The sequence below is a fragment of the Bacillus sp. BML-BC051 genome (assembly GCF_019656175.1).
Taxonomy (GTDB): domain Bacteria; phylum Bacillota; class Bacilli; order Bacillales; family Bacillaceae_G; genus Bacillus_A; species Bacillus_A mobilis.
This window is the reverse complement of sequence record NZ_BPLI01000002.1, coordinates 1-26,300: the sequence shown is the minus strand read 5'-3', so window position 1 is coordinate 26,300 and position 26,300 is coordinate 1. Positions and strand designations below refer to the sequence as shown.

At 32.7% G+C, this 26,300-nt stretch carries 24 protein-coding genes; 17 read left to right on the top strand and 7 right to left on the bottom strand.

The window, feature by feature from the left end; translation table 11 throughout:
- Window positions 1-10 precede the first annotated feature (10 nt).
- The 3 genes from ccdA to K5S59_RS00290 are packed head-to-tail and all read left to right on the top strand — an operon-like array spanning window position 11 to window position 1,993.
- Window positions 11-724, top strand: a complete 714-nt coding sequence (ccdA, locus tag K5S59_RS00300) for a cytochrome c-type biogenesis protein CcdA (protein ID WP_000990434.1) — start codon at window positions 11-13, stop codon at window positions 722-724.
- Between the two features lie 18 nt (window positions 725-742).
- Complete coding sequence (locus K5S59_RS00295) at window positions 743-1,297, top strand: TlpA family protein disulfide reductase (RefSeq protein WP_000733167.1); 555 nt, start codon at window positions 743-745, stop codon at window positions 1,295-1,297.
- 15 nt (window positions 1,298-1,312) lie between these two features.
- Window positions 1,313-1,993 (top strand): prolipoprotein diacylglyceryl transferase family protein, encoded by a 681-nt coding sequence (locus K5S59_RS00290; RefSeq protein ID WP_000454862.1) that lies wholly within the window; start codon window positions 1,313-1,315, stop codon window positions 1,991-1,993.
- A 50-nt stretch (window positions 1,994-2,043) separates the two neighbouring features.
- On the opposite strand, the gene K5S59_RS00285 is transcribed toward K5S59_RS00290, so the two are convergent.
- Complete coding sequence (locus K5S59_RS00285) at window positions 2,044-2,589, bottom strand: helix-turn-helix domain-containing protein (protein WP_000427651.1); 546 nt, start codon at window positions 2,587-2,589, stop codon at window positions 2,044-2,046.
- Window positions 2,590-2,739: 150 nt separating this feature from the next.
- Between K5S59_RS00285 and K5S59_RS00280 the strand changes: the two genes are divergently transcribed.
- Complete coding sequence (locus K5S59_RS00280; protein WP_000015620.1) at window positions 2,740-4,080, top strand: D-serine ammonia-lyase; 1,341 nt, start codon at window positions 2,740-2,742, stop codon at window positions 4,078-4,080.
- Window positions 4,081-4,240: 160 nt separating this feature from the next.
- Entirely contained in the window at window positions 4,241-5,488 is a 1,248-nt protein-coding gene (locus K5S59_RS00275; protein WP_000058326.1) for a DUF445 domain-containing protein, read from the top strand.
- 29 nt (window positions 5,489-5,517) lie between these two features.
- Here the strand turns inward: K5S59_RS00275 and exsE are convergent, their stop codons facing one another.
- Genes exsE through K5S59_RS00255 form a run of 4 tightly spaced genes read right to left on the bottom strand, consistent with a single transcriptional unit; the run spans window position 5,518 to window position 8,456 of the window.
- Window positions 5,518-6,474 (bottom strand): exosporium protein ExsE, encoded by a 957-nt coding sequence (gene exsE / locus K5S59_RS00270; RefSeq protein ID WP_001261407.1) that lies wholly within the window; start codon window positions 6,472-6,474, stop codon window positions 5,518-5,520.
- Entirely contained in the window at window positions 6,471-7,541 is a 1,071-nt protein-coding gene (locus K5S59_RS00265; protein WP_001039096.1) for a hypothetical protein, read from the bottom strand. The genes exsE and K5S59_RS00265 overlap by 4 nt, the downstream gene beginning before the upstream one ends.
- The gene (locus tag K5S59_RS00260) at window positions 7,534-7,977 is read right to left on the bottom strand and encodes a hypothetical protein (RefSeq protein ID WP_000150235.1); all 444 of its coding nucleotides are present in this window, start codon (window positions 7,975-7,977) and stop codon (window positions 7,534-7,536) included. Before K5S59_RS00260 ends, K5S59_RS00265 begins: the two co-directional genes overlap by 8 nt.
- The gene (locus tag K5S59_RS00255) at window positions 7,974-8,456 is read right to left on the bottom strand and encodes an RNA polymerase sigma factor (RefSeq protein ID WP_001195472.1); all 483 of its coding nucleotides are present in this window, start codon (window positions 8,454-8,456) and stop codon (window positions 7,974-7,976) included. The genes K5S59_RS00260 and K5S59_RS00255 overlap by 4 nt, the downstream gene beginning before the upstream one ends.
- Before the next feature lie 283 nt (window positions 8,457-8,739).
- Between K5S59_RS00255 and K5S59_RS00250 the strand changes: the two genes are divergently transcribed.
- From K5S59_RS00250 to K5S59_RS00230, 5 genes are all read left to right on the top strand, one after another.
- The gene (locus tag K5S59_RS00250) at window positions 8,740-9,378 is read left to right on the top strand and encodes a response regulator transcription factor (protein WP_000694099.1); all 639 of its coding nucleotides are present in this window, start codon (window positions 8,740-8,742) and stop codon (window positions 9,376-9,378) included.
- A gap of 4 nt (window positions 9,379-9,382) precedes the next feature.
- A complete protein-coding gene (locus K5S59_RS00245; protein WP_000397637.1) occupies window positions 9,383-10,483 on the top strand; it encodes a sensor histidine kinase in 1,101 nt (366 codons plus the stop codon).
- Between the two features lie 136 nt (window positions 10,484-10,619).
- Window positions 10,620-11,558 carry an ABC transporter ATP-binding protein gene (locus K5S59_RS00240; RefSeq protein WP_001093839.1) on the top strand — a complete coding sequence of 313 codons (939 nt, stop codon included), beginning with the start codon at window positions 10,620-10,622 and terminating at the stop codon, window positions 11,556-11,558.
- A gap of 37 nt (window positions 11,559-11,595) precedes the next feature.
- Complete coding sequence (locus K5S59_RS00235; RefSeq protein ID WP_001020159.1) at window positions 11,596-12,705, top strand: ABC transporter permease; 1,110 nt, start codon at window positions 11,596-11,598, stop codon at window positions 12,703-12,705.
- Window position 12,706: 1 nt separating this feature from the next.
- Entirely contained in the window at window positions 12,707-13,852 is a 1,146-nt protein-coding gene (locus K5S59_RS00230; RefSeq protein WP_000651865.1) for an ABC transporter permease, read from the top strand.
- 45 nt (window positions 13,853-13,897) lie between these two features.
- Here the strand turns inward: K5S59_RS00230 and K5S59_RS00225 are convergent, their stop codons facing one another.
- Window positions 13,898-14,836, bottom strand: a complete 939-nt coding sequence (locus tag K5S59_RS00225) for an esterase/lipase family protein (RefSeq protein ID WP_001225401.1) — start codon at window positions 14,834-14,836, stop codon at window positions 13,898-13,900.
- Window positions 14,837-14,955: 119 nt separating this feature from the next.
- Here K5S59_RS00225 and cls point away from each other — a divergent pair, with 119 nt between their 5' ends.
- The 5 genes from cls (at window position 14,956) to K5S59_RS00200 (ending at window position 22,400) form a co-directional block, all read left to right on the top strand.
- Window positions 14,956-16,167: a cardiolipin synthase gene (gene cls, locus K5S59_RS00220; protein ID WP_000591901.1), complete on the top strand. Its 1,212-nt coding sequence runs from the start codon at window positions 14,956-14,958 to the stop codon at window positions 16,165-16,167.
- A gap of 172 nt (window positions 16,168-16,339) precedes the next feature.
- Entirely contained in the window at window positions 16,340-17,395 is a 1,056-nt protein-coding gene (locus K5S59_RS00215; protein ID WP_000261439.1) for a ComEC/Rec2 family competence protein, read from the top strand.
- Between the two features lie 4 nt (window positions 17,396-17,399).
- Window positions 17,400-18,710, top strand: coding sequence for an ABC-three component system protein (locus K5S59_RS00210; protein ID WP_080000256.1), 1,311 nt, complete (start codon window positions 17,400-17,402; stop codon window positions 18,708-18,710).
- Window positions 18,700-19,278, top strand: coding sequence for an ABC-three component system middle component 1 (locus K5S59_RS00205; RefSeq protein WP_000228157.1), 579 nt, complete (start codon window positions 18,700-18,702; stop codon window positions 19,276-19,278). Before K5S59_RS00210 ends, K5S59_RS00205 begins: the two co-directional genes overlap by 11 nt.
- Entirely contained in the window at window positions 19,278-22,400 is a 3,123-nt protein-coding gene (locus K5S59_RS00200; RefSeq protein ID WP_000511537.1) for an AAA family ATPase, read from the top strand. Before K5S59_RS00205 ends, K5S59_RS00200 begins: the two co-directional genes overlap by 1 nt.
- Before the next feature lie 767 nt (window positions 22,401-23,167).
- On the opposite strand, the gene pyrH is transcribed toward K5S59_RS00200, so the two are convergent.
- Window positions 23,168-23,911: a UMP kinase gene (pyrH, locus tag K5S59_RS00195; RefSeq protein ID WP_000806134.1), complete on the bottom strand. Its 744-nt coding sequence runs from the start codon at window positions 23,909-23,911 to the stop codon at window positions 23,168-23,170.
- Between the two features lie 377 nt (window positions 23,912-24,288).
- On the opposite strand from pyrH, the gene K5S59_RS00190 reads away from it, so the two are divergent.
- Window positions 24,289-25,560, top strand: a complete 1,272-nt coding sequence (locus K5S59_RS00190; protein ID WP_000713277.1) for a cation:dicarboxylate symporter family transporter — start codon at window positions 24,289-24,291, stop codon at window positions 25,558-25,560.
- Between the two features lie 24 nt (window positions 25,561-25,584).
- A partial coding sequence (locus tag K5S59_RS00185; protein ID WP_259653012.1) for a lyase family protein occupies window positions 25,585-26,300 on the top strand: 716 nt, incomplete at its 3' end.

Below are 26,300 nucleotides of genomic sequence, written 5' to 3'. Positions count from 1 at the left end.
GGGGAATAAAATGAATGCAGCAGATTTAACAATTTGGCTTGTAGCTGGGGCAGGGGTATTGTCATTTATATCACCATGTTCTTTACCGCTATATCCATCTTATTTATCATATATTACAGGTGTCTCTATTCAAGATTTAAAAGATAATCGTGGGATGATGCAAAAATCAGCGATTATGCATACCGTATTTTTTGTGATTGGATTTTCGGTTATATTTTATGCGTTAGGTTTATCGGTAAGTTGGATTGGAATAACATTTTCATCTAACCAAAAATTGATTCAACAAATTGGTGGGATTTTCATTATTTTGATGGGATTGTTTATGACGGGCTTATTTCAACCTAAGTGGCTTATGGCAGAGAAAAAAGTGCAGTATAGAAGTAAATCGACTGGGTATATTCGCTCTATTATAGTCGGTATGACATATGCAGCGGGGTGGACGCCATGTGTTGGACCGATATTTTCAGCTGTACTCATGCTTGGTGCGACGAATCCTGAAGGAGCACTTCTTTATATTACCGCATATACTCTTGGGTTCGCGGTTCCGTTTTTCGTGATGGCATTCTTTATTGGGAAGGTAAAATGGATTGTTACATATGCCAATGTCATGATGAAAATTGGCGGCGGAATGATGATTATAACAGGTGTTTTATTGTATACAAATCAAATGACGAAAATTACAGCATTCTTTATTCGCCTATTCGGTGGATTTACAGGTTTTTAATAATGAGGAGGAAGAAAAGTGAAGAAACTAATTGCGATTATACTAGCCGGGGCACTAATTTGGGCCGGAGTGAACTTTTATAATACAAAAAAAGAAGAAAAAGAAAGAAAAGCAAAACAAGCGGAGTTACAAGAAACAGAAGTATTACCACAAGTGGGGTTTAAAGCGCCAAACATAACATTAAAAGGATTAGACGGGAAGCTGCATTCGTTAAATGATGCAAAAGGAAAACCATATCTTATTAATTTTTGGGCATCATGGTGTGGCCCATGTGAAATGGAGGCACCTGACTTAGTTCATTTGTATGATAAATATAAAAAGGATGTTGAAATTTTTGCGGTAAATGCGACAATTGGAGATCCAGTACAAGAAGCGAGCGCATTTGCAGATCGTCACGGATTTAAGTTTCCTGTTTTACTAGATATGGACGGAGTAGCTGGATTAGATTATAAAGTATTTTCGTTACCAACGACATTTTTTGTTAATAAAGATGGAATTATTGTAGAGCAAGTACGAGGTGTATTACCTCCAGATCAATTAGAAGAGAAATTTAAGAAATTAATTGAGAGTTAAGGGGATTTTGTATTGATGGAGTGGATCGTGAGGTTACAACCTGTATCTCTTATAATTGGAAGTCTATTTGGATTTATGTTGATGAAACGAAAGATGAAGAACGAAAGTGTACCATATGAAAAAATGATGGATGCAGTAACAAATGCTTTTCTAATCATCGTATTTGTATGGAAATTTGCACCGGCAATTATAAATCCAGTATGGGCTTTTAAATCGCCATTGCAAGCATTATTAGCTATAGGAAGTATGAAGCATATTATAGCAGGCTGTGTAATTGCGAGTGCATATATTGTTTGGGAAAGTAAAAAAGAGCAATTTTCGCTTCGGATTTTACTTGATGCATTGCCTATTGGGCTATGTATGAGTATTATTTTTTATTTTCTATTCCACCACAAAATAGGTGTACAAACGACACTGCCTTGGGGTGTGAAAATATATGAATCTAAATTTTTATATCATCCCATTTTCATATATGAAATCATCCTTGCCCTTTGTATACTGGGCTTGTTATGGATGAAAAATGAAAGACTTGGAAACGGAAAGAATATAAGTGTTTTTCTAATAGTTGAGGGGTTTGCTCATATTATTATTTCGCTTGTTAGTGAACAAAACTCGGTTCTATTTGGTTTATCGATGCAGCAAATACTCAGTTTTTGTGTTATGAGTTTAGGGATTTTGTTCATGCCGAAAAAATAAAAATAGCCATGTACGGAGGAATCCGCACGTGGCTATTTTTATTACATCTATTAAAAAATCGGCGGAGTAACGGAAAATAAAACAATGGCATTTTTCTCGAATTGATTTACCCATTTATGTTTTAAATAGGCGGGTATTTTTACGCTATCACCTGTTTCTAATATGTATTCTTCTTCGTTTAAATGTAATGTGATTGTCCCGTCTAATACAAATGCCAATTCTTCACCTTTATGTTCTAGTACATTTTCTGATGAAGCTGTATTCGGCGGAACAGTCATAATTGCTGTTGCTAAATTTCCTGTGAAATCAGGTGATAACAATTCATATGATAAATTATCGATAATCATTTTTTTTCGTTTATGAGAACGTACAATTAAATCGTCTGTATTTGTATCTTCAAGTAAAAAGCTAAATGTTGGAACATCTAACGCTTTTGCGAGTACTTTTAATGTTTGAATAGAAGGGTTAGCAGACCCACGCTCAATTTGACTTAACATAGATGGTGTAATACCTGCCATCTTTGCGAGTTCTTTACTCGTTAAACCCTTTTCTTTTCTTTGTTTTTCGATCTTTTTACCAATATCTATATTTTCCATAATGACAAGCTCCTTAATTATTATTAAATTATATTTAAATAAATTAAATTAAAATTAACCATAGTGAATAATTTGTGTTAAACTATATTAAAATTAATTTAATTATAATTTATTGAATCGTAAGCTACAAGGTTATGAGGAGGAAGAAAAATGAGCGGATTAGAGAATTTAAAAGAGGAACATCCACTAATAAATAAATTAATCGAAACAGAAGAAGTGTTTTGGCTGAATCCGAACATGGCAAAGTATGAAACGGCTATAAAAGATTCTCCATTGAATGAAGAAAATGTAAAAGATGCCGAAGAGAGGTTAAAGCGTTTTGCACCATATATTGCGAAAGTTTTTCCAGAAACGAAAGAGACGAAAGGCATAATTGAATCACCTTTAGTCAAAATCCCTTCAATGAAACAAGCTTTAGAGAAACATTACGAGCAACCTATTTTAGGAGAATTATTATTAAAATGTGATAGTCATCTTCCGATATCAGGGTCAATTAAAGCTAGAGGCGGCATTTATGAAGTGTTGAAACATGCTGAGAAATTAGCGTTGCAGCATGGAATGTTAACAGAAAATGATGATTACTCTATTTTAGATAATGATACATGTAGAGAGTTTTTTGCGAAATACTCAATTGCGGTAGGTTCTACAGGTAATTTAGGGCTAAGTATTGGGATTATGAGTGCGAAACTAGGTTTTAATGTTACGGTTCATATGTCAGCAGATGCGAAAGAATGGAAAAAAGATTTATTAAGAAGCAAAGGTGTAAATGTTATTGAATATGAAGCTGATTATAGTAAAGCTGTAGAAGAAGGAAGAAGGCAAGCAGATGCAGATCCTAGCTGTTATTTTGTAGATGATGAAAACTCCCATGATTTATTTTTAGGATATGCAGTAGCGGCATCGCGTTTACAAAAACAATTAGAAGAGTTAGAGATTGTAGTAGATGAAGAACATCCTTTATTCGTTTACCTTCCGTGCGGAGTAGGGGGCGGACCTGGCGGAGTCGCATTTGGTTTAAAGTTATTGTATAAAGACAACGTGCACTGTTTCTTTGCGGAGCCTACGCACTCTCCTTGTATGTTACTCGGTTTAATGACAGGACTGCATGATAAAATTGCTGTTCAAGATATCGGGATTGATAATGTAACAGATGCGGACGGACTAGCGGTAGGAAGACCGTCTGGATTTGTCGGTAAAACGATGGAACCATTTCTGAGTGGAAATTACACAGTAAATGATGAAGAGTTATATAGATTGTTGAAAGAACTAGCTGATACAGAAGATATTTATTTAGAGCCTTCTGCATTAGCTGGTATGATAGGGCCAGTGAAAGTATGTAAAGAAGATGGGTATTTACAAAAACAACAGTTAACAGAGAAGATGAAGAAAGGTACTCATATTGTGTGGGGAACTGGTGGTAGCATGGTTCCAAAAGATGTGATGAATGGATATTATAAAACAGGTGAAGCATTAACGATATTAGAAAAATGAGGCTAATTGTGGCCTCTTTTTTTATTTAAATGACATATGTATTGTTATAAATTCTTTGTTATTTTCGCATTAGTTCATTATAGTATAGATATAAAGAACGAATATGAAATACATATAACAAAAAAGCTTTATTTTACATAATTAAGAGGATGTGTATACGATGTCATTACAGACTAAATATATAGCGGGTATTTCGCTTGGGGTTATGGGAGTAGGTTTTGCCGCTTCTATCCCTTTTCAAGGAACGGTAGCTGGAGAGATTATTCAAGGGGGATTTGAAGCTGGGTTAGTTGGCGGACTTGCGGATTGGTTTGCAGTTACAGCATTATTCCGTCATCCGATGGGAATTCCAATTCCACATACAGCGTTATTACCTAAAAATCGTAAACGAGTAACGAAAGGGCTCATTAACACGTTAGAAAATGAGTGGCTGACGAAAGAAAGTATTACGAATAAAGTAAAAGAAATGCAGCTAGCACAAATGGTGCTGCAAATTGCTGAGAGAGAAATGCAGTCTGATGCTGTGAAAAAAGGAATTGTAACGATTGCTGAGAAAGCGATTGTTTCAATAGATACAGAAAAGCTAGCTGTTATTATTGAAAAAGAACTCAAAACGTATTTGCATACAATTAATACAAGTAACATCTTACAAGTGCTTGTTGATCAATTAGTTGTGCAAGAATATGATGAAAAGACACTTGATTACATATTAGTAAAAGTGAAAGATTGGACAGCGCAAGATGAAGCACGTTACCAGCTCGGAAGCTTAGGTATGAAGGCGATGGAAAATATAAAAGTAGATGGATTCTTGCAGTTTACTTTGAAATCATTTATGAATATTGTAGATGAAGATAAAATTGGCGGCATTTTGCAGAAGTTTATCATTAGCAATATTAACAGCTTACAAGATGCTGATAATAGCACAAGACAACTTATTTTAACAAAAATTCGTCAAGAAATTATAAATGTAAAAGAAAATGAAGCTTTACTACAGGAGTTAGAAAATTGGAAAGAAAAATGGATTGCGAATTGGGATGGTACTGACAAAATTAAAGAGATGCTTGAGCAAGTACAACAAAGGGCAATTACTTTTGTGAAAAATGAAGAATTTACGGATAAGTATGTTATTCCATTTTTACAAACACAAATGAATAAAATAAAAGAAGATGAACAAACTGTTCAAAAAATAGAAGAGTGGTTACAAAAGCAAGTTGTCACCCTCGTTGAAAAGAATCATTCGAAAATTGGAAAGCTTGTACAAGAAAACCTTGATAAGTTAGATGATAAAACGTTAATCGAAATGATTGAAAATAACGTCGGTAAAGATTTACAGTGGATCCGAGTAAACGGGGCTGTTTGCGGATTTATGATTGGATTAGTGTTAGAAGGAATTAAAGCGATTATATGAGAAAAACCTTCCACAATTGTGGAAGGTTTTTATTTTTCAATAATACTCATATTGATATTATAAGCCTTTTCAATATTTAACTTGTACGTCCCATTTCCTGTTTTAATCGAATTTTTATACCAATGTTCTTGCTCGTTGAATTCTTTATTTTCTTCTAAAGTATTCTCTTCTTTTTTCGTTAAATCTTCAACTTGTTCCCAAGGTGTGTTTCCATGTGCTTCTTTTTTGTTTGTTACGGCGATTAAAGATATATCACTTTCTTTTGTTAAATGAACAGATACATGCGAACTTTCCTGTACAAACCAATTATTTTGTAATTGACCTGGATAAAGGGATAGTTCGTTATTTGAAGCTCGTACTTCTACATATTTATTTTGCGGAAGAACGAGTGTCGGTTTGACCTGTGGTGCTGAATTCCATAATGTATGTTGAACTGGTAATGATTTTAAAGTGATATACATCGTTTCCCCAGCTGTTTGAACTGAAAGGAAATCTTCTTGTTTTAAATTAAGTTTTTCATTAGTTTTCGTCGTCATTTCATATGTTCCAAGAAGGTGAATTTGATTTGTATCATTTCCCTCTATTGTTAGAGGGTGCTGTCCTGCATCCACTACAATTTTTTTGATAGATTCAGGTATATCAAGTTGTCCACTTGGAATATTACTCGTTTGGCGAGTTGTACTAATAGAATGACGAACTTCATCTAGTAATCCAGTTGATAATAAACAGTAAAAAGCAATTCCAACGCTTCCTAAAACGCCGATAAAGAAAATACTAAAAATATCATATTTAATAAAGGATTGTTCCTTCTTAGAAAATAGAAGGTATAGTAAAATTTCCACGCCAAGTATAATAAGTAAAACAGGCCACCATGCTGTTAAGGAATCTAATACCTCAGTACCTTTTATAACTGAAAATAGTAAGAAGCAACCTAATGAAATAATAGAAAGCCCCATTGAAAATGTTCCAACGCGCCATGTTCTCATTCTTTTTTACCACCTTTGTTTTCTTTATTTCCAAGTAACAATTTAAAGCCGCCACCAATTAAGAGGAGTGCAACGATAGATGTTTGGAAATAGCGATAATATAGCTCGCTAAGATGAATGTTAAATATAGTTGCAAAGTAATCATTCAAAATAGGAAGGACTGTTTGATCTAATAAATAATACCCACCGAGTGTAATTAACCCGATACCGATCCATCTTTGATGATTGATAAAATAATCAATGATAGGCTCGTCATTTACACGTTCTTTTCCATACTTTGCGGTTTGTTGTAAAGCGTCAAAAAAGCTATAGAACCAAATGATTGGAACTAAAAATAAAAACGCAGAAAGTCTTAATAAGTCAAGTAAATAGATGGAAAGTAAAAAGGCTGCCATAAGCTGAAGGCCGCGGCGTTGTAAACCTAAATACATATGTCCTGCTCCGGGGAACATCGCTAAAATAGAAGCGAATGTTTTATTCTTCTTTCCTTGTTCACGATGCTCTTCAAACTCTTCGAAAATAGTACGATCATCTAGTTGCTCGCCACGTTCTTTTTTCTGGAGTTGCTGAACAACATCGAAGAAATTGTAAATCCATAAAACAGGTAATGTAATAAGGAAGATTAGAAAACTTTCTTGCGATGTTAAAAGTGCAACGAAAATAATCATACTTCCGATTCCTGTGCAAGCTACTAAAAATGTAAGTCCACGTTGCATAAGCCCTAATTGAAAATGTCCAAGTCCAGGGATGATTGATAGAAGAATGATATAAAATCGTTCGCTCTCTTTAGAGGACTCTGTAAATTCTCCGGTTGCTTGTTTTTTCGATTGATTAATAATAGTGATGACTAAATCTAATAAATTGATCGCCCATAATATGACTAGTAAAAATAGAGAAAGAAAAGCAATATCGCGCGCTCCTAATGCTATTGTACAAAATGCTGCAAAGATAAATAGAAATACAGCCCCTCCGCTATATAAAATAAACCGTCCAAACTTCTTTAAATATAAATGTCCAAGCCCGGGAATTAGCCCTAATACAAGTGCTAAAAAGGGATTTTTATTCATGTTTTAAACCTCCGTCCTTTTTTGATGTGTCTACCGATTTGTTAACAATTTGTTGTGAGATGGAAGACTCGTTATGTTTTGAAGATTTCTCGAAATTTGATGTTGCTGTGAAAATATATTGGAATAAACCACTTACCATAAAAATAATTGTAGCTGCGGTTGCAATTATGTAGTGAATAATCGTTCGCTTTAGTGAGTTTGTTTTTATATTTTCATTAGGTTGTAGCGTTTCAAAATCAATTTGCGTCATAACTTCGTGCGTAAATGAATCATCATTTATCATTGGAAGGTTTTCATGTTGATCATCGATACTTTCTATATAAAGCGCTAAGCAATGATCACATTCATAAAGGTGTTCTTCCATAGATTCACGTTCATTGTTTTCTATAAAATCTAAAATATAATTGCGCCAATCTTCTTTTGAATAATGCGTCATAGAAACTCTTCCTCCTTCCAATGTTTTTTAATCCATTTTCTTGCCCGATACAGTTTCATTTCGACTGTTTTCACTTCGATATTTTCTTGCAAAGCAATTTCTTGATAGCTTTTTTCTTCTAAGTAATGTGAGAGAACGACGTCACGATAATTTTCGGGAAGTTCTCTCAGTTTTTGAGCAATGAGTAATTTTTGCTCTTTCGTCAATAATAAAGCCTCAATATTATGAGAGGATTTTATATTTTCCTCAGTTTCTTTACATAAGGAGAGTTCTTCGTTTTCTCTAGCTTTTTTTCTCTTATAATCAATAGCGTGATTGGTGGCAATACGCGCCATCCACGTTTTTAATCCGCGAAATTGATAATTTGGGAGAGAGGCGTGAATTTTTACGAATACTTCTTGTGTAACATCTTTCGCATCTTCTTCATGTCTTAAAATAGAAAAGATAACTTGGAAAATATAGTGACGATATGTTTGCACAAGGATACGAAAAGCATGTTCGCTTCCTTGCTGTGCTTTTTCAATTAATTGTTTTTCCTCAATGGGTCTCTCCCTCCTTTTTGACGCATTCTATTATATAGACGTAAGAAATGACTGGTCCCCCTACACATGTTGTAAAAAAAGAATAATATATTTTTAGAAAGGAGGCTATATGAAAAAAGGTGTGAAAAAATGGTAAAGAGAAGTATATAATGAGCAAGTGGGAAATGTTACAGGAAGAAAGGATGTGAATGTTAGTAGGGGAAGGTCCATACTAACAAACATGAAAATAAAAATATTAATAGCAGATGATAATTCTTTTATTAGAGAAGGCATGAAAATTATTTTAAATACATATGAAGAGTTCGAAGTGGTAGATACAGTAAATGATGGGAAAGAAGCAGTGGACTATTGCAAAAAGAACGACGTTGATATCGCTCTTTTAGATGTTCGTATGCCAAACATGAATGGGGTAGAGGCGACGAAATTCATTTGTGAAGAGACGAAAACGAAACCGCTAATTTTAACGACGTTCGATGATGATGAATATATTTTGGACGCAGTAAAAAACGGAGCGAAAGGTTATTTATTAAAAAATAATGATCCAGAGCGTATTCGTGATGCAATAAAAGGAGTATATAACGGTCAAACTGTTATGCAAGATGTAGTGCTTGATAAAATTAAGTGCAATTTAATGGAAAGCAAAGAGGAAGAATGTAAAATAGATACAAGTCTTTTTACAGAAAGAGAGCTTAGTATTATCGCATTAATTGCGAAAGGTTTCTCGAATAAAGAAATTTCAAAGCAACTTTTCATATCAGAAGGAACGATTGCAAATTATATTACATCAGTTTTAGGGAAAACTGGACTAGAACATCGTACACAAATTGCGATTTATTACTTAACAGGGAAAGTAGATTAAAGATATGGAATTTTGGTTAATTGTAAGTAAATTAATTGTCTTTATATATATTGTGTTTAGTTACATTTATTTAAATGTCGCGAACTTACCATGGATTATACTGACTTTGCTTTTATATCTTTCTATAAACGTGCTGATTTCTATATTTAAAAAAGATATGTACAAAAACATATTAACTTCTGTGTCAATTTGCGTAGTTATGTTATTTACATGGAAGGTTCATCCGTTTTTTATTTTGTTTTTACCATTGAACTTATATGAAATTATATTTCGTTATATAGAGAAGAAATGGCAGCTCTTTCTCATTATGATGATTCCTATTATCTTTACGGATGAAAGTATTCGAATGACATATGGATTAATTGTTGCATTTTCTTTCATCATATTAACTATGGCAGAACGGTATATATCGCGTGTATTAAAGCTTGAATCGCAAAATGATAAGATGCGAAAAGATATGCAGAGGCTGACGAAAAGCTTACATGAAAATAAAGAGTACATAAAGCAATCAGAGTACACATTTAAGTTAGAAGAGAGAAACCGGCTCTCTCAAGAAATTCATGATAAAATTGGCCACTCGATGACAGGGGCGCTAATTCAAATGGAAGCAGCAAAGAGATTAATGGGGATAGATAAAGAAAAATCTGCTGAGTTATTACAAAATGCAATTCATATTTCGAAAGATGGAATTGAAAGTATTCGGGTTACATTAAAAAATATGAAGCCACCAACTGAGCAAATTGGTATTCATCGTATGAAATTATTCATAGAGGAATTTGCCGGTAAGCATGATATAAATATTCCTTTCGTATATAAAGGGAATTTAGATATGATTTCACCGATTCAGTGGAAGATTATCGGTGAAAATGTTACGGAGGCACTAACGAACGCGATGAAATATGCTGATGCGACAGTCATTTCAATCGATATTCATGTACTTAATAAGATGGTGAAAGTACAAGTGAAGGATAACGGAAAAGGTGCAGCTCTCGTTAAGAAAGGTCTCGGGATTATGGGGATGGAGGAGCGAACAGCGTCAGTAAACGGAAAAATTATTGTAGACGGAACAAGTGGTTTTTCAGTAACAATGCTGTTGCCCATATAGGAAATTATGACGAGGATGAATCATCTCATATGAAAAAAGTGAATAATTTCATGTGAAAAGAATGAACTTCTGCACTGAGCAGGTTCATTTTTTTTGTTTATACTAAAAGCAGAGAAACCGAAATAGGGGTGAAATGATGAATACATTAGAAATTAAAAATTTAACGAAAAAATTTGGTGATTTCATCGCGGTAGATAATATGTCTTTATCTATTAAAGAAGGAGAGATATTTGGCTTTTTAGGATCAAATGGTGCTGGTAAAAGTACAACGATAAATATGATTGCTGGGTTGTTAAGAAGTAATGAAGGTGAAATTAGCATATTAGGAAAAAATATAAAGAAACATAGTCGATTTGCGAAGATGAATATAGGAATCGTTCCGCAAGATATTGCGATTTATGAAGAGTTAACTGCCTATGAAAATGTGAAATTCTTTGCTGGATTGTACGGGTTAAGAGGAGCTGAGCTAAAAGTGAGAGTAGAGGAAGCACTTCAGTTTGTAGGGCTTAGTGATAAACATAAAAGTTACCCGAAAAACTTTTCTGGCGGGATGAAACGAAGACTGAATATCGCTTGTGCGATCGCTCATAGACCGAAGTTAATTATTATGGATGAGCCGACAGTGGGAATTGATCCACAGTCAAGAAATTATATTCTCCAGTCTGTTCGAAAATTAAATGAAATGGGAAGTACCATTATTTACACGAGCCACTACATGGAAGAAGTAGAAGAGATTTGCACGAAAATAGCAATTGTAGATCACGGTAAAGTAATTGCAGAAGGTACGAAAGAACAGTTAAAAGCGATTATTACTGATACGAAAGATATTTGGGTTGAGGTGAAGTCAGTAGAAAATTTAGATGTAGAACAGTTAAAAGAGATAAATGGTGTGAAAGCTGTTCAAATTGAAGAGAACGTAATTAAAGTAAACTCGGATGCAGGAGTAAATAATTTAAATAAAATTATTCAGCACTTCATTAATCATGATATTGAAATTCGTTCGTTAGAGGAGCAGGCTCCAAACTTAGAAACAGTATTCCTTACTTTGACTGGAAGAAACTTACGAGATAAATAAAAGGTAAATGAAGAAAAGGTAAAGGGAGGTTCATCAATTGAACATCTTCAATATTGCAATTATGCATATTAAAAGAGATTTCAGGGACGTAAGAACTTTAGTTTTTATGTTAGCATTTCCGATTGTGCTTATGCTTGTGTTAGGAACGGCGTTAACGAATGCATTTAATAGTGATAGTCAATCGATTAAGGATATACAAGTGCTGTATAAAGATGAAGCGAGTAGTACACTTTCTCAATCGTTTGCAGCATTTACAAAAGAAGTCGATAAATCGGGTATTCATTTTAAAAAAGCTTCCGGCAGTATAGATGGGAAAGAAGAAGTGAAGCAAAATAAATATGCTGCTTATGTAGAGTTAAATAAAGATGGTGCAAAATTGTACGGAAGTGACAAAAGTAGTATTGAGGGAAGTATTGTGGAAGGCATGCTTACAACATTTGTTGATAAGTACAATGTAGCGGCCGAAGTTGCAAAAGTTGATCCTAGTAAGGTGAGCGCAGTTATTTCAAATGGAAATCATAATGATTATATAAAAGAAACATCTTTACAAGCTGCGAAAAAACCAGGTTCTATGGATTACTATGCGGTTGTAATGACAACGATGATTGCACTATATGCTGCGATGGGAGCGAGTTCTTTAATTCGAGGAGAACGAATACGTAAAACGGGAGATCGTCTCATTGCTGCACCTATAAGTAAGGCTGAAATATTCATTGGAAAAGTACTTGGTAGCCTAGTCGCAAATGCCCTGTGCATATTACTCGTTATGTTATTTAGTAAATATGTTTTTCAAGCAAATTGGGGCGACCATCTTGGAATCATATTTATTATTTTATTAACACAAGTCTTTCTAGCAATTAGCTTTGGTTTAGGAATTGGATATATTACAAAAACACCGGAATCATCTAGAGCGATTATTATGGTTATTGTGCAATTAGCTTCTATTTTTGGTGGTGCATATTTCGTAATAGAAGAAAATTTTGTTACGAATTTATCACCATTAACGTGGGCAAACACAGCTGTCATGAAAATTATTTATGCAAATGATATAGGAGCAGCACTGCCAGTAATATGTTTAAACCTTGGAATTTCAGCATTCTTTTTATTAATTGCGATTATTGCATTACGTAGACGGGAGGGGCTATAGTATGAAAGATATTTTATGGCTCATACAAAAAACGTTATCTGTACTTTTGAAAAATAAAAAAGGGTTATTCATTATTATTAGTTTGCCAATAATCGGAACACTAATCTCCTTCTCAATGTATGGGAATGTGGGGCAAGGGACGTTAAATATCGGGGTTATAAATAAAGAAAATCAATCTATAGCAAATGATACGGTGAAATTTTTAGAAGGATTAAATCATGTAAAGGTAAGTGAAATTAAAGAATCTGAAGTAGAAGATAAACTCACTTCCAAAAAACTTGATGGAGTTATTACATTAGATTCTGGTTTTTCAAAAAGTGTTCGAGAAGGGAAACCAGCTCATATTGAAATTGCATCGATTAAAGGTGATCAAGTAACAGGATTTATAAAATCATATTTATACAATTATGTTGATAATGTAGCAGCTATTAGTAATGTAGCAGGTACAGATCAAAGTGCATTTGATAGTATGTACGCAGGATATCAAAAAGGTTCTATTAAAATGAAAACGGACACGTTAGAAGATACTTCGAAAAATAAAGATATGACAAACCAAACGATGGGTTATCTTATTATGTTTATGCTATTTTCAGCAGCGAACTTATCAGGTTATATTTTAAAAGAAAAAGAAAATAGAACGTATTTTAGACTCTTATCAACGCCGATAGATGGGAAGAAGTTCATATTATCTAATGTCGGGGTAAATATGATGCTATTAACAGTACAAATTCTGATTACAATCTTATTCCTAACGAATGTTTTTCATATAAATATCAATATGCCTTTCATAGTGATGATTGGTGTACTCATGCTATTTGCTTTAATAGCGATTGGAATATCGTTAGTGCTTGTCGCTTTTTCGAAAAACTCAGCATCGGCAAACGCACTGCAAAATATGATCATTGTACCGACATGTTTACTCGCTGGATGCTATTTTCCGTATGATATTATGCCGAAAGCAGTGCAAAAAGTAGCTGATTTTCTTCCGCAGAGATGGCTATTAGACACAGTATCAAAACTACAACAAGGAATTCCATTCTCTGAGTTGTATTTAAATATTTTAATTTTATTCGCCTTTGCGATTGCATTCTTCTTAATTGCTATTTATAAGTTTGGAAGAAATAATGATGCGAGAAACTTTGTTTAAATATAAAAAGGTGTGGCTTCATGCCGCACCTTTTTTGTTCGTAATTTAGAGTATCTTTTGTAAGATAGGAATGCTTTTATAGAGCACTTCGTTATGTGAAGCATGCACAATATATTTATTTCCCTCTAGAAGAAAAACGCTATTTAGAACAGCGTTACCGTCACCATGTTTTGTAAGTATATCACCGACCACTTTGCCGTCTGTCCATTTCAGTTTGGAATGTGAAGGGACAACTTGTAAATATTGAATGGTTTCCTCTCCATCTCCGGCAATAAGTGTAGTTTCAATATTTTTTTTTTGTATCATAAATCTATTTTCATTTAATGTATCGAGGAAAGGGTTTTTCGTGTTCATCTTACTATAAGGAAGAAATGTAATCGAAGAGCCGAATCTTGTAAATAAATAATTTCCGTAATCTTTACACGGAATAACATCTTGTAATCCTGGGAAGTAAAGATGTATCGCCTCAACTGTATTCATGTTATGTAAGGTGCCTAGATAGTGAATGTATTGTTCCATATAAAAATGGACGATATTTATTTTAGAAGAGGCATGGACAGGAAGACTGCCCTCAGTCCAATAACTATAATTTGCTGGAGATCCAGCGTTTGGTGTACAGAGTATAATAAGCTGATTCACATCATTTTTATATTCGTCACTTTGAACGTAAGTACGTCCAAGAAGTCCGCCCATACTATGACAAATGAGATTTAATTTATCGCAACCTGTAATTTTCTTAGCATAGTCAATCGTTTGTAATAAATATTTTTGTGTAGAAAAAACAATGCGCTGCTGCCAGTCATAAAAACAGATGAACAAGTCTTTATTTCGTTTGTACCCCATACTTTCTAACGTCATGATGAATGGTTCATAAACAAACGCAGAAAGTCCAAAGCTCCAATTACCGGTACCCGGAATAATAATATTACTCATAGAACCGAAAAGCCCTGGGATAAAAACAATAGGGGTTTTTCCTTTTCTCATATTCTTCACTCCTTTACCTGGTTAACATCGATAAAAAATTAAGAAATACATTTCGTATGAAAACATATTTAAATGAAACACTACGGAGTAGAAAGTAATTTGAGCGGAAGGAAATCAAAATGATTAAAAAAATATTGCGAGTTACTTCTATTATTATTGCGATTGCTATTTTTATATTGATTTGGATGCATATTGACGTTACGCTCGGAAGAAAAATGGAAGCCGGGAAAAATATGCCGACAGAGTACACTCCTCATCATAGTGACTTTCAATTATATGTAGAAGGGAAGTCATTTTATAAACAGTTATTTACTGATATAAGGGAAGCGAAGCAATCTATTTACACGTACTTTTTTATTTTGTCGGATGATAAAAGTAGCCATACTTTTTTAAACTTATTAAAAGAGAAGGCAAAAGAAGGAGTAAACGTCTATTTATCCGTTGATCGCATTAATGATTTATCATTTGAAAGCAAGATGATAAATGAATTGCGGGAAAGTGGTGTACATTTTACATATAGTAGAAAACCTAAATTGCCATTCGGATTTTATTCACTTCACCATCGTAATCATCGCCGTATTACGACGATTGATGGAGAGATTGGCTATACAGGTGGTTTTAATATAGGGGATGAATATTTGGGGAAAGATAAAAAATTTGGATATTGGCGTGACTATCATGTGAGGCTTAAAGGGGAAGGAGCAAAAGATTTAGAAGAACAATTTGCTTTAGATTGGAAACGAGATACGAAAGAACATATAAAGAGAAGTACGAATAAAGCGAGTAAAGGGAATACATTACATACGATGGCTTGCTACAATGGACATCACGTCGCTGAAACATATATCGAATTAATACAACAAGCGAAGCATTCAATCGTAATTACAACACCTTATTTTATAGCGAAAAATAAAGAATTTATGAATGCTTTAATGGAAGCGCAAAAACGTGGTGTTACAGTGAAAATACTTTGGTCATATAAACCAGATATTCCTCTCATTAAAGAGGCAGCGTACCCTTATATTCGTCAAGCTGTTAATAATGGAATTAAAGTATATGGTTATAAAAAAGGAATGTTTCATGGGAAGTTAATGTTAATTGATAATGAACTAACTGTTATCGGTACAACGAACATGACTGCACGTAGCTTTTATATAAATGATGAGATGAATTTGTATATTCACGGTGGGACTATCGTATCAGAAGTGAATGAGGCATTAACAAAAGATTTTCGTGATTCGAAAGAGATGACGAAACAATTTTTTGAGAAGTTATCGTTTTGGGAGCGTTGTAAGGAGAAGGTGGCGGGATTAGTGGATTTTTATTTATAAGGAGAAATGGAAGATTAACGATTAAATATCGTGTTTTCTTCCATTTTTTTATTTTAAACGTTGATTTTAATTTAAGTGTGTTAATAAAGGTCGAAATTGTACAAGGGTACACTAAATGTTAAGATATAGATAATATGTTTCAGTAGAGTAGAATACATAAGGAGTGTAAGTCATGGTGGTTCAATTAAAGGTATTTCCAGCAAATAAGGGAGATGCAATATTAATTAGTCATACTCATGAAGAGGAGACTCAAAATATCTTAGTGGACGGTGGAACGGGTAGACAAATTTATAGAATTTTAAAGGAGGAATTTAAGAGGATAAAAAATGAAGATGAGTTTATCGATTTATTAGTTATTACTCATTGTGACGATGATCATATTAAGGGAATAATAGATATTTTTCAAGATATTAATGTTGATAAAACGATAATTAAAGAAGTGTGGTTTAATTCAGGTGGGCTGATTGCTGAAAGGTTAGAGGAAAAAACTGAAGAAAATAGAGATATACCAATAGTGTTAAATAATTCCAGAGAAAAAAGTATTACACAAGGTATAACTCTGGAAAAGGAATTGGAAAAATTAAATTGTTGGAGTAAAACATTGGTTAGGGGACTTCTTCAGTCCAAAATTGGGGATATGAAACTTACAGTACTTTCACCTAATGAGCAGGGGTTACGAAAGCTAAATAAGAAATGGGAAAGGGAGATAGATAGCAATAAGCAACAATCTGGAAATAAAACTGATTATGAAGTGCCTATGGTAGAATTGCTAACTAATAAATTTGAAGAGGATAAAAGAGTACCTAATGGGAGCAGTATAGCATTTTTATTAGAGACTGAAGAAAATAAAATTTTAATGTTAGGTGACTCACACCCTTCTGTTATTGAAGAATCATTACTAGAATTAGGTTACTCAAGTGAGAATAAGTTGAAGGTAGATGTGGTTAAAGTATCACACCATGGTAGCAAGCATAATTCAAGTGAATCACTATTTAATATAATAGATTGCCAAAATTTTATAGTTAGTACGGATGGGAAAAGTCACGGTCATCCGAATAAAGAATGTTTTTCTAGGATTGTTCATACACGTCAAAATAAACAGGAAGATACTAATTTTTATTTTAATTATGATTTAAAAAGTATATTTCTGAAGAGGGATTTTGAAGATTTTAAAATTAATAGTACCTATTTATCGGAGAATGGATATATATATGAATTGGGTGAATAGACATATGGATATTTGTGATTTTTATGAAATAGTAGCTGTTAAAGTTGAATGTAATGGAAATATTGGCAGTGGGTGTTTGTATCAACCTAATACTAAAGACTATTCTTATGTGTTAACAGCAAAGCACTGTTTAACAGGTAAGGATAATGAAGAAAAGAAATTTACGATTGCTGACATTGTAATAACAACTTCCAAAGAGATAGAGGCTCATCAAAAAATAAATCCGATTGATTATATCATACATAAAAATATGGACTTGGCAATTATTATTATTGATTTTGTTCCGGATTTGCCAAAGTATATAATTGCTAGCCCAATTCTGGGAAGTGATGTTAGATTAAATGGTTTCCCAGCATTTATGAAGGGAAGCCGGAAAAGCATAACTAATACAGTTCATGAATGTTCACAAGGTAAACCATTATTTGAAATAGTTGTGAAAAATAATCAAATAATTAACTATGGTAACAGTGAAAGTGCTCTAGTTGAGGGTTTCTCAGGATCAGGTGTATTTATGGAAAAGGAGGGGCATCCTTATTTGGTAGGGATGTTTCCTCGTTTTACTGCAGAGGAAGGGGCCTATCAATCTTTAACGGTTATAAAAGTAGAGGAATATAATAATATATTAAAAGATAGAAAGAAAGCGCAACTAATTCCTAGTTACCTATCTAGTTTTAAAGAATACATCATTCCGGCTTTTGAAGCACGGTCAGAAAATATCGCTATGATATTGAATGATAAGGCAGAAGGTTTAGAAAAAATAACGCCTATGATGATAAAAGAACTACTAAATGAAAAGATGATATTACCGTATGGTGAGGTTGACTTGAATAATAGAGATATGTGGATAGGTTGGATAACATTACTGACATATTTAAATATTGAATCTAAAGAGAGCGATTTTTCTTTAATGTGTACAAGAAGCCAAGGTGGTAAGAAACAAAAAATACGAATGTTTTATTCGTATACAGATAAACGACTTGCAGATTTATATAAAGTCATTTTGCATGATAAGAACGTATATAATGATATTGGACCAAATGACTGTATTGTAATCAATCATGAAGGTAGTGCAGGAGAAATATTAAGATTGAGTAAAGAAAAAATGTCAAAGATAGTAACGGATATTGGAGTTTCTAAATTGAAATATATGCATAAAGTTCCTCGAATAGATCAACCGACTATTACGAAGGATATTTCACTAGTTCATGTGGATAGTTTTAAAGAAAAATTTAGAGCGCATGCTGAAATTGAAGACTTTGTAGAATTGGAAGAAAATTTGAGAAGTAGTATTAAAGAGGTGTTAAATGGTGGATAATTTTAAAATGTTGAAAAAAAGTGGTGTTGTTGGAGATTTAAAGAAAAACATTGAAATTTTTAATAAAAATAATGTGAAGAGTTGGGTGAAGCCTCAATCAAACTACAATATTCATATTTTTACTGCGATTTTAAAAGGAAATGTAGAATTAGCGCAATTTTGGGAAGAATTCACAAATGGTATAGCGATTCATTTTCAAAGTGAATTAGAGAAGAATATTGAGATATGGAATGTCTATGTAGTCTTTTTTGTAGAGGGAGCGGTCAAAAAAGAGCTTAAATATGAAATTGAACAGGATAAATATTCTTCAAGAAAAATCGTATATGATTGTTTTGAAATTTGCAACAAGGACGTTGATTTTGAAATAAAAAGCATATTAGATAGTAAGCTATTTGCGTTTCAACTACAGCAGGATGAAAATGAAGGTCAAATTACGAAAGATTTACGTAGTGTAGAAGAAATTATTAAAGAACGAGATATGAAGTTGTATCAGTTAATTAAATATTCGCAAAAAAATTCTAATATTAAATCAGGGAAGTTGCTTGATTTATATAAGGAGCAAATTTAATGGGAATCAAAATTAAAAGAATTGAATTGGGTGCCTTTAGAGCTTATGAAGAGAATCAAACATTTGATTTTATCAATTCTAAAGGACAAATAGCAAATTTAGTGGTTATTTTCGCTCCAAATGGTTTTGGGAAAACCTCTTTATTAGATGCGATTGAATGGGGACTTACAAAAGAAATTCATAGATTCGCTAATAATGAAGTATTAAAAAAAGTTACTAAAAAAGAGACAGGAATAATACTTAAAAATAGAAATAGTTCCATGGCAAATGGGTTTGTCCAATTTACTGATGACCAAGATAAGTCTTTTTTAATAAATACAAAAGTAACTGGTCGTAAGTATCGTAGTGATTACAATGATGGTGTAGAGACTGAAAGTGGTTCGGATTTACAAAAAATTAGAGAAGGAGGACTAGCGAAAGATAACATTCTTTCACATGATAAGATTGAATCATTTTTACTTTTTTCTTCGGGAGAAGAAAGGTATAAAGCATTGGCTAAGTTTTGGGATTATTCTAATGATAGTGAGAATTATAAAACAATCTACATGTTATTAAATGAAGTGAAAAAAGAGGTAGCAAATAAAAATAAGATATTGAAAGAAAAATCTAAAGAAATTAAAGAAATTCATTTACCATTAGAAGAAATTAATTTATGTGTAAGTAAAATTAATAACTTTGAGCTGAAAGAAAAAAATATTAATAGTATAAATAATAACATTTCAGAAAAAGAGATAGATGAAATAATAATAGAATTAATTAAGCAAAAATCTTTGGTTAAAATTAGAGAAAGTGAAACACAAAAAAGAATATCAAATGTGATTTTCTTATTTGAATCTTTGGAAAAGTATAATGAAAGTGTAGATAGCCAAAAAAAATTAGATGTAAAAGTAAATAGGTTACAAAATCACATTAAGGTATATAAATTAAGGATGACCTTACAAGAACAAAAGAAGATAGAAAATCGACAATTAAATTTTATACAGAAAAGATTAGAAATGATAAATAAATTAAAAGAATCGAGTTACGGTTTCGAGCAATTACAGGGAATTGTACAAAAAAAAGAAACTGAAATAGATGAAAAGAATAAAACCATCCTTTATATAAAAAAAATAAACAACCAACTATCTTCTGAAGTTTTAGATTTAGAATTACAATGGGAACAAACGAAAGAGAATTATGAAAGTAGTTTGAAAGAGAATGATAGAATAATTGCTAACGCTGAATTGTATAAGAATCTTGATCAAGATATGAAAAAAACGAAAAGGAGAATTCAAGATTTAGATTTTGTCATTGGTGCTAGAAATCAAAGATTTCAAAGTATAGATTTTAAAGTACAAGAAATTGAGTTTTTGATGAAATTAAATGTTAAAGAGTTAATAAACTATGAATTTGAACTAGATAAATATAAGGAATTGATAGATAGTTTAACAAATCTAGATTCATCCATTGAATCTCAAATGAAAAAAAGAGCAAATAAAGAAGAGGAATATCTACAGCTAGTAGAACTGAACAATGATTTTAATGCCTTATTGAAAGTAGGTAAGAAAGTAATAGAAACATCAGAGACTTCTGATTGCCCAGTGTGTTCAACGCCCTTTAATAATTTTAATATTTTACTTAAACGTATAGACGAAAATATAGGAAATGTTTTTCAATTAGATATTATTAATCAAGAAATTAAGGAGATAAAGTCAGTAATTGAAAGTCAAGAGCATATTCTTGAAGAAACATTTACTATACTTCGTTCGAATTTGCAGAATGATTGGAATAGAATGCTACAAAGAAGAAATAAGGAGTACCACAAGCTACAAAGGGCGAATCTAGATTTGGAAAATGTCACAAGTAAGCAGACGAAGATTATTGAATCTTTACGACAGCTCGACTCTTATTTTAATGGACATTATAATCAATTTAATAACAATGATTTTGAAAATAGTATTCAATTGATTCGAAATCATTTTATTAATAAATTAAATTTTTTAAGAAAAGATGTAGATCAGCAAGAACAAATGTTGAGAATTTTAAAAGAAAAGATTAATGATAATAAGAAAAATATTATACAACATAAAAAGGGATTGACTGATATTGAGGGGGATATTCAAGAAGTTCAGCTCGATTCAAATTATAGAATGGTGATGGGAATCTTGGAAGAATTGGAAATTCCTTTTCATCAAAAGGATATTTTAGAAAAACATTCAAATTTAGAGTTAGATTTACATAAAATTCAAGATAAGATATTAAAAATAGAAAAAGAACTAGAAAATATTGATATAGAATTAAACAAACAGGAAAAATACGAATTATATGAATTAGAAAATATGTTGGAAAAACATAATGAGGAAAGAGAAAGATACTATAAATTTATAACTAGATATCAGGCTGAATTTAAAGAGCATGTTTCATCAAAGATAATTAATTCAGAGATACTGAATAATGAATTGTTGCGATTAAAAGGAATTTTAGAGTCAAAAAGAGATCTAATTAATTGCATGGAAATCTTAAATGAAAAACTTCAATATAGCAAAGAAGTGCTTGGAAATTCTGTAAAAGTAAAAGAAAAAGAAGAATTGGCTTTAGAACTGAAGAAATTAACTGAAATACAATCGCAGCTTGTAGAATCTTTGAAGATTAGTCAACAATTAATTGTCGAAAAGATAAATAAGGCATTTAACCTTGAAGTAATAAATAAAATATATAGTAGAATTGAACCTCATCCTGAATTGAAATTTATGGAAATATCACCGGCGTTTATTGAAGATAAACTTTCATTAGAAATATATGCACCAATAGGGGAAGATCGAAAAGATAATCCAGTGTTATTTTTTAGTTCAGCACAGTTAGATATATTATCGCTAAGTATATTTTTTGCTAAGGCAATAATGGAACAGGATCCAGTATTAAATACAATATTTATGGACGATCCTGTACATCATATGGATAGTATTAATATTCTTTCTTTTATTGATTTGTTAAGAACGTTTTCTTTGGAGTTAGATCGACAAATTATCATTACTACCCATAATGAGAATTTATTTAAGTTGATTGAACAGAAGGTAGATTCTCAGTATTGTAATTCGAAATTTATACAATTAGATTCACATGGGAAAATAGCGATAGAATGATGATTAGATAAATTGTTGTCGGAGGATAATTGTTTAAGGATCTAAAAAAGGATATAGCTATCAATTTTAGAGAAGTGTATCTGATGCTAAAAGCATTGGATGCACTTTTTTACAATTTTTGAATAAAATCCAGCATTTGAAACATACTCGAATAGAAATTCCTCAATAATCGGAGTTAATTAAAAAAATGACTTGCATAATGTAAAAATAGTATGTGAGCAAAATATTATAGCAATTGAAAAGTCTAATGCTTGATACCCTCATAAAGTATAACAAGCATTAGAAACCGCTTAGTGTAATTATTTGTACCAGTTATGAACTTAGATAATCTAGGCCTAATATTTTTGTGAAATGTGAGTTGGAACTAACTATGCTGATTCTAGAGATGAGATTTCTAATACTGTATCTTGACAACTGTTCCAAATATACAATGGTGTATTTCACAATATTCCTCTTAAACTTACAAAAATAAAAGCAGGAATTGAATTCGTAGACGAAATGAGCATGCTTTACTCTACTACTAACTTTTCTAACTTGGAAGAGTTTTTATAAAAAATATAAGAATTTAAAATTAATGGATCAAGATATGTTTTAAAGAGTATCGCGATATTCCATATTATTGTAAGGTCCATTAACAAAAAATTTAAGTCCCTCTGTAATTTAGATCAAGGGGACTTTTTATTAGTGCTTGTTTTATCACTAAACATCCAATTTAAATATCTCTCAACAGTTAAAATCTCATAAAATATTCTTGTAAAGGAGAATAATTAGTTTTCATGCACAAGCAATGAAGCATCATCATTAATCAATGTCCCCACATGCTCACCTAAGCAAATTCGTTTCATTACTCCAGGTTCATCAAAGTTAAAGACGTGTGCGGGTAAATTATAATCACGGGCAAGTAATAAAGCGGCTTGATCCATGACTTGAATGTTTTGCCTAACCACATCGTTATAGTTTAGTTTTCTGTACATTTTCGCTGATTTATTATGTTTTGGATCACTAGTAAAGACGCCATCTACTCCTTGTTTTGCGACTAATATTGCGTCACTATTCATTTCAATGGCTCTTTGAACACTTGGATAATCTGTCGTAACGAACGGTTGCCCGTTACCACCGCCAAAAATGACAACATAACCGTTATCTAAATGATGTACTGCTCTGAGGCGAATATAAGGCTCTGCTACTGCATTAAATGGGATGGAAGTCATAACGCGTACTTCTCTATCTGTTTTACTTGTTAAAACGCCGCGAAGCATTAAGCTGTTAATGATTGTACCTAATGTCCCGATATTATCAGCTTCTACACGATCAATTCCCCATTCTTCAGCTAGATGACCTCTGAAAATGTTACCTCCGCCGATGACAATGGATACTTCGATACCTAAGTCAATAATGGATATAATTTCGTTTGCGATATGTTCTAATCGTTTGGAGTTAAAGCTATTTCCGGATTGATCAGCAAGTGCGCCGCCGCTTAATTTAATTAAGACTCTTTTGTATGGCTTCATAACAATTCCCCCTATATAAATCGCAATAAAAAAGGAACAAAGGCAAATGCCTTTGTTCCTTTTTAAGAAAATGAAAAAGAAAAGAAGAAGATAGGACGAATTTTTGTACATAATTTTTCATACCATCCACTCCTTTTCATTTCGATTTGTTGTAAGTGTATATCTTTTTGATTATACGAAACAATCTGATTACTTATCAAGTATATTTTATTTCTTTTTCATGAAAAGGTGTCAATGAAAAAGAAAAGAAAAATTTTCGAATTTTTTGTGACGAACTTGTAGGTTTTTGTATGATTTTGTAGGTTCGCCTATATGATGTGTGTGTAAGCTTTTATAAATACGAAATGAAAGCGTTCGCATAAAGGGGATGAACATAAATGAAAAAATTCGGATTGGCAACACAAATTTTTGTTGCACTTGTTTTAGGGATTGTAGTAGGGGCAATCTTCTATGGTAATAAAACGGCGATTTCTTATATCACACCAATTGGGGATATATTTATTCACTTAATTAAAATGATTGTAGTACCGATTGTTATTTCAGCATTAATTGTTGCGGTAGCTGGTGTAGGAGATATGAAGAAGCTTGGGAAACTGGGCGGGAAGACAATTCTTTATTTCGAAATCATTACGACGATTGCTATCTTAATGGGATTACTTGCGGCAAATATATTCCAACCAGGTACTGGCGTTGATATGAGTAATTTACAACAAAGTGATATTTCTTCTTATAAACAAACGGCAGATGCTACAGAGAAGAAAGGATTCGCTGAGACGATTGTTCATATTGTACCGAAAAATATATTTGAGTCTATTACACAAGGTGACTTATTACCGATTATCTTCTTCTCAGTACTATTCGGTTTAGGAGTTGCAGCAATTGGAGACAAAGGAAAGCCTGTCTTTAACTTCTTTGAAGGTGTACTCGAAGCAATGTTTTGGGTTACAAATCAAGTTATGAAATTTGCACCATTTGGTGTATTCGCATTAATTGCGGTTACGGTTGCAAAATTTGGTGTAGCAACACTACTTCCTTTAGGAAAACTAGTGCTAGCTGTATACGTAACTGTTATACTATTCGTTGTGATTGTATTAGGTATTAATGCACGAATGGTTGGCGTAAACATTTTTACATTAATGAAAATTTTAAAAGAAGAACTTATTCTTTCATTTACGACAGCAAGTTCAGAAGCTGTTTTACCTAATATAATGAGAAAAATGGAAGAGTTCGGTTGTCCAAAGGCAGTTGCCTCTTTCGTAATTCCGACAGGTTATACATTTAACTTGACTGGATCGGCTATTTATCAAGCGTTGGCGGCATTGTTTGTTGCACAAATGTACGGTGTGCACATGTCACTGACCGAGCAAATCACGTTATTATTCGTTCTCATGTTAACATCCAAGGGAATGGCGGGAGTTCCAGGTGCATCGTTCGTTGTTGTATTAGCAACGTTAGGTTCAATGGGGTTACCACTAGAAGGTATCGCATTAATTGCGGGAATCGACCGCATTTTAGATATGATTCGCTCATCTGTCAATGTATTAGGAAATGCATTAGCGGCCATTGTTATGTCTAAGTGGGAAGGCGAATTCGATAATGAGAAAGCAAAACAATATATAGAAACAGTCAAAGAAACAAAAGCAGCATAAGAAATCGTTAAGGAGTGAATAATCATGGCAACATTAACTGAAGTTAAAAATGGTGTTCGAATTGAAAAAGATTTTTTAGGTGAAAAAGAAGTACCAAACTATGCATACTATGGCGTACAAACAATGCGTGCAGTTGAAAACTTCCCAATTACAGGATATAAAATCCATGAAGGCTTAATTAAAGCATTCGCAATTGTAAAAAAAGCTGCAGCACTTGCTAATACAGATGTAGGAAGATTGGAATTGAACAAGGGCGGCGCGATCGCAGAAGCCGCTCAAGAAATTCTTGATGGAAAATGGCATGATCATTTCATCGTAGATCCAATCCAAGGCGGAGCTGGTACTTCGATGAACATGAATGCAAATGAAGTCATGGCCAATCGTGCTCTTGAATTATTAGGAATGGAAAAGGGAGACTATCATTATATTAGTCCAAATAGTCATGTGAACATGGCACAATCAACAAACGATGCATTCCCAACGGCGATTCATATTGCAACATTAAATGCATTAGAAGGTTTATTACAAACGATGGGTTATATGCACGATGTATTTGAATTAAAAGCAGAACAGTTCGATCATGTTATTAAAATGGGTCGTACACATTTACAAGACGCTGTGCCAATTCGTCTTGGGCAAGAATTTAAAGCGTATTCTCGCGTACTTGAACGTGATATGAAACGTATCAAGCAATCACGTCAACATCTATATGAAGTAAATATGGGAGCAACTGCAGTTGG